Below are 5,552 nucleotides of genomic sequence, written 5' to 3'. Positions count from 1 at the left end.
TATTGAAGGGGGTGTTTAGAATAATGAGCTGGCGATGACTTACTCTCACATGGGTAACCCCACACTACCATCAGCGCTAAGAGGTTTCACTTCTGAGTTCGGGAAGGGATCAGGTGGTTCACTCTTGCTATTGTCGCCAGCACAACTGTTGTGACTTTGCTTGGGTCTTATTCGCATGTATTGTTTGCGTGCCTTTGCTTGGTCAAAGAAGTTATTAACAGCTATTTGAGTTGCTTTAATTTGTGCAGTTTAGCGTTTTATCTAACTAAATCAAGTTATTTGTCATGATTTGAACCACAACACCAACTGTTTGGGTGTTGTATAGTCAAGCCTCACGAGTAATTAGTATTGGTCAGCTTCATACGTCACCGTACTTCCACATCCAACCTATCAACGTTGTAGTCTTCAACGGCTCTTTAGAGGACATAAAGTCCTTGGGAAATCTAATCTTGAGGTAGGCTTCCCGCTTAGATGCTTTCAGCGGTTATCCCTTCCGAACATAGCTACCCGGCGATGCGACTGGCGTCACAACCGGTACACCAGAGGTTCGTCCACTCTGGTCCTCTCGTACTAGGAGCAGATCCTCTCAAATTTCCAACGCCCACGGTAGATAGGGACCGAACTGTCTCACGACGTTCTAAACCCAGCTCGCGTACCTCTTTAAATGGCGAACAGCCATACCCTTGGGACCTGCTTCAGCCCCAGGATGAGATGAGCCGACATCGAGGTGCCAAACACCGCCGTCGATATGAACTCTTGGGCGGTATCAGCCTGTTATCCCCAGAGTACCTTTTATCCGTTGAGCGATGGCCCTTCCATACAGAACCACCGGATCACTAAGACCTACTTTCGTACCTGCTCGACTTGTGGGTCTCGCAGTTAAGCGCGCTTTTGCCTTTATACTCTACGCGTGATTTCCGACCACGCTGAGCGCACCTTCGTACTCCTCCGTTACTCTTTAGGAGGAGACCGCCCCAGTCAAACTACCCACCAGACATGGTCCTCGCTCCAGATAATGGAGCAGAGTTAGAACCTCAATATTACCAGGGTGGTATTTCAAGGACGGCTCCATAGAAACTGGCGTTTCTACTTCAAAGCCTCCCACCTATCCTACACAAGTAAGATCAAAGTTCAATGTCAAGCTGCAGTAAAGGTTCACGGGGTCTTTCCGTCTAGCCGCGGGTACACCGCATCTTCACGGCGAATTCGATTTCACTGAGCCTCTGCTGGAGACAGCGCCGCCATCATTATGCCATTCGTGCAGGTCGGAACTTACCCGACAAGGAATTTCGCTACCTTAGGACCGTTATAGTTACGGCCGCCGTTTACTGGGGCTTCGATCAAGAGCTTCGCTTACGCTAACCCCATCAATTAACCTTCCAGCACCGGGCAGGCATCACACCCTATACGTCCACTTTCGTGTTTGCAGAGTGCTATGTTTTTAATAAACAGTTGCAGCGGCCTGGTTTCTGAGGCTGCCAGTAGCTCAAGGAGCAAGTCCTATCACCGCCGGCAGCGTACCTTCTCCCGAAGTTACGGTACCATTTTGCCTAGTTCCTTCAGCAGAGTTCTCTCAAGCGCTTTGGTCTACTCGACCTGACCACCTGTGTCGGTTTCGGGTACGATTCCTGTGTAACTGAAGCTTAGAGACTTTTCCTGGAAGTATGGTATCAGCCACTTCGCTAGTAAACTAGCTTGCTATCGATTCTCAGCATAGAGTACCCCGGATTTGCCTAAGATACATGCCTACAATCTTCCACCTGGACAACCAACGCCAGGCTGACTTAACCTTCTCCGTCCTCTCATCGCATTACACAGAAGTATTGGAATATTAACCAATTTCCCATCGACTACGCCTCTCGGCCTCGCCTTAGGGGTCGACTCACCCAGCCCCGATTAACGTTGGACTGGAACCCTTGGTCTTTCAGCGAACGGGTTTTTCACCCGTTTTATCGTTACTCACGTCAGCATTCGCACTTCTGATACCTCCAGCAGACTTCTCAATCCACCTTCATCGGCTTACAGAACGCTCCCCTACCACTTGCAATAAATTGCAAATCCGCAGCTTCGGTACATAGTTTTAGCCCCGTTACATCTTCCGCGCAGGCCGACTCGACTAGTGAGCTATTACGCTTTCTTTAAAGGGTGGCTGCTTCTAAGCCAACCTCCTAGCTGTCTATGCCTTCCCACATCGTTTCCCACTTAACTATGATTTAGGGACCTTAGCTGGCGGTCTGGATTGTTTTCCTCTTGACTACGGACGTTAGCACCCGCAGTCTGTCTCCCGGATAGTACTCATTGGTATTCGGAGTTTGCATCGGTTTGGTAAGTCGGGATGACCCCCTAGCCGAAACAGTGCTCTACCCCCAATGGTATTCGTCCGAGGCGCTACCTAAATAGCTTTCGGGGAGAACCAGCTATCACCAGGCTTGATTAGCCTTTCACCCCTATCCACAAGTCATCCCCTGGCTTTTCAACGACAGTGGGTTCGGTCCTCCAGTAAGTGTTACCTCACCTTCAACCTGCTCATGGATAGATCGCCTGGTTTCGGGTCTACACCCAGCAACTAAACGCCCTATTAAGACTCGATTTCTCTACGGCTCCCCTATTCGGTTAACCTTGCTACTGAATGTAAGTCGCTGACCCATTATACAAAAGGTACGCAGTCACATCACGAAGATGCTCCCACTGCTTGTATGCATGCGGTTTCAGGATCTATTTCACTCCCCTCACAGGGGTTCTTTTCGCCTTTCCCTCACGGTACTGGTTCACTATCGGTCAGTCAGGAGTATTTAGCCTTGGAGGATGGTCCCCCCATATTCAGACAAGGTTTCACGTGCCCCGCCCTACTCGACATCATCATGTAAGCCCTTTCGTGTACAGGACTATCACCTACTATGGTTGCACTTCCCAGAGCATTCCACTAAAGCTTACATAACTTAATGGGCTTTTCCCCTTTCGCTCGCCGCTACTGAGGGAATCTCAATTGATTTCTTTTCCTACGGGTACTGAGATGTTTCACTTCCCCGCGTTTGCCTTGCAACACTATGTATTCATGTTGCAATACCTATCTTATGATAGGTGGGTTCCCCCATTCAGAAATCTCCGGATCACAGGATATTTGCCGCCTCCCCGGAGCTTTTCGCAGGCTATCACGTCTTTCATCGCCTCTGACTGCCAAGGCATCCACCACATGCACTTAATTACTTGACTATACAACCCCAAACAGTCGTTCGATCCTACAAGTAGATCGTTCAACATTACAGTTTGAAGTACTGTGTATCTAAACACTGTACAGCTTCAATTCAAATTCATATACCAAAACGCTTGATTCAGTTAATTTCGCTAGTTCTCATTTCAATCACTTCAACTCAATAACTTACGTTATCTCGTTTCCGCTCTTTCTATGAGTATGAACAAATTATTTCAACTCAAATATATGCTGTTAATGATTCACTACGTCTTCGTCAGATCGCAGTCAACTGTGATAAATCACAGAGCTTAATAATCAAGGCGTGCAGTATACACAGCTTTATTACTAAGCTCTATAAGCTATCAACTCGTTTGCTTACTACGTATTCGAATGAATACGTGGTGGAGACTAGGAGAGTCGAACTCCTGACCTCCTGCGTGCAAAGCAGGCGCTCTACCAACTAAGCTAAGTCCCCAGCTTATCATTTAGATCAATGTATCGTATGAGTATGTCATGGTGGGTCTGACAAGACTTGAACTTGTGACCCCACGCTTATCAAGCGTGTGCTCTAACCAACTGAGCTACAGACCCTCAGATACATCGTCATGAAGAACAACTTGTTGTGGATTCTTACCAATCGTCAATCTTTCGTTAAGGAGGTGATCCAGCCGCAGGTTCCCCTACGGCTACCTTGTTACGACTTCACCCCAGTCATCGGCCACACCGTGGTAAGCGTCCTCCTTGCGGTTAGACTACCTACTTCTGGTGCAACAAACTCCCATGGTGTGACGGGCGGTGTGTACAAGGCCCGGGAACGTATTCACCGCGGCATTCTGATCCGCGATTACTAGCGATTCCGACTTCATGGAGTCGAGTTGCAGACTCCAATCCGGACTACGATCGGCTTTTTGAGATTAGCATCCTATCGCTAGGTAGCAACCCTTTGTACCGACCATTGTAGCACGTGTGTAGCCCTGGTCGTAAGGGCCATGATGACTTGACGTCGTCCCCGCCTTCCTCCAGTTTGTCACTGGCAGTATCCTTAAAGTTCCCGGCTTAACCCGCTGGCAAATAAGGAAAAGGGTTGCGCTCGTTGCGGGACTTAACCCAACATCTCACGACACGAGCTGACGACAGCCATGCAGCACCTGTATGTAAGTTCCCGAAGGCACCAATCCATCTCTGGAAAGTTCTTACTATGTCAAGACCAGGTAAGGTTCTTCGCGTTGCATCGAATTAAACCACATGCTCCACCGCTTGTGCGGGCCCCCGTCAATTCATTTGAGTTTTAGTCTTGCGACCGTACTCCCCAGGCGGTCTACTTATCGCGTTAGCTGCGCCACTAAAGCCTCAAAGGCCCCAACGGCTAGTAGACATCGTTTACGGCATGGACTACCAGGGTATCTAATCCTGTTTGCTCCCCATGCTTTCGTACCTCAGCGTCAGTATTAGGCCAGATGGCTGCCTTCGCCATCGGTATTCCTCCAGATCTCTACGCATTTCACCGCTACACCTGGAATTCTACCATCCTCTCCCATACTCTAGCTTCCCAGTATCGAATGCAATTCCCAAGTTAAGCTCGGGGATTTCACATCCGACTTAAAAAGCCGCCTACGCACGCTTTACGCCCAGTAAATCCGATTAACGCTCGCACCCTCTGTATTACCGCGGCTGCTGGCACAGAGTTAGCCGGTGCTTATTCTGCGAGTAACGTCCACTATCCAAGAGTATTAATCTTAGTAGCCTCCTCCTCGCTTAAAGTGCTTTACAACCAAAAGGCCTTCTTCACACACGCGGCATGGCTGGATCAGGCTTCCGCCCATTGTCCAATATTCCCCACTGCTGCCTCCCGTAGGAGTCTGGGCCGTGTCTCAGTCCCAGTGTGGCGGATCATCCTCTCAGACCCGCTACAGATCGTCGCCTTGGTAGGCCTTTACCCCACCAACTAGCTAATCCGACTTAGGCTCATCTATTAGCGCAAGGCCCGAAGGTCCCCTGCTTTCTCCCGTAGGACGTATGCGGTATTAGCATCCCTTTCGAGATGTTGTCCCCCACTAATAGGCAGATTCCTAAGCATTACTCACCCGTCCGCCGCTAGGTCCAGTAGCAAGCTACCTTCCCCCGCTCGACTTGCATGTGTTAAGCCTGCCGCCAGCGTTCAATCTGAGCCATGATCAAACTCTTCAGTTTAAAATCAATAGTACCTAAAGGGTACCAATCTTGGCTCATCAATTACTGACAAAAAATTTGCTCAAATAAACTTCGAGAAATTTCTACCAATCATCAATGATAATATATATCGATCAATCAACCAGTAAAAATCCACACAAGTTGTTCTTCATAATCTCTTAATGATCTT

2 tRNA genes and 3 rRNA genes are annotated in these 5,552 nt (G+C 48.7%); all 5 read right to left on the bottom strand.

Features of this window, described 5'->3' with window-relative positions:
* Positions 1 to 26: 26 nt before the first annotated feature.
* A 5S ribosomal RNA gene (rrf, locus tag AC1M9K_RS14450) occupies positions 27 to 141 on the bottom strand.
* 180 nt (positions 142 to 321) lie between these two features.
* Positions 322 to 3,213 (bottom strand): 23S ribosomal RNA (locus AC1M9K_RS14445).
* A 379-nt stretch (positions 3,214 to 3,592) separates the two neighbouring features.
* A tRNA-Ala gene (locus tag AC1M9K_RS14440) sits at positions 3,593 to 3,668 on the bottom strand.
* Positions 3,669 to 3,707: 39 nt separating this feature from the next.
* A tRNA-Ile gene (locus AC1M9K_RS14435) sits at positions 3,708 to 3,784 on the bottom strand.
* A gap of 61 nt (positions 3,785 to 3,845) precedes the next feature.
* A 16S ribosomal RNA gene (locus AC1M9K_RS14430) occupies positions 3,846 to 5,383 on the bottom strand.
* The 16S, 23S and 5S rRNA genes sit together here with 2 tRNA genes alongside, the layout of an rRNA operon.
* Positions 5,384 to 5,552 lie beyond the last annotated feature (169 nt).

Source organism: Acinetobacter sp. 24-47-67 (assembly GCF_056779735.1).
Note: the sequence above shows the minus strand (reverse complement) of the source record. Positions and strands in the feature narration are given on the sequence as shown.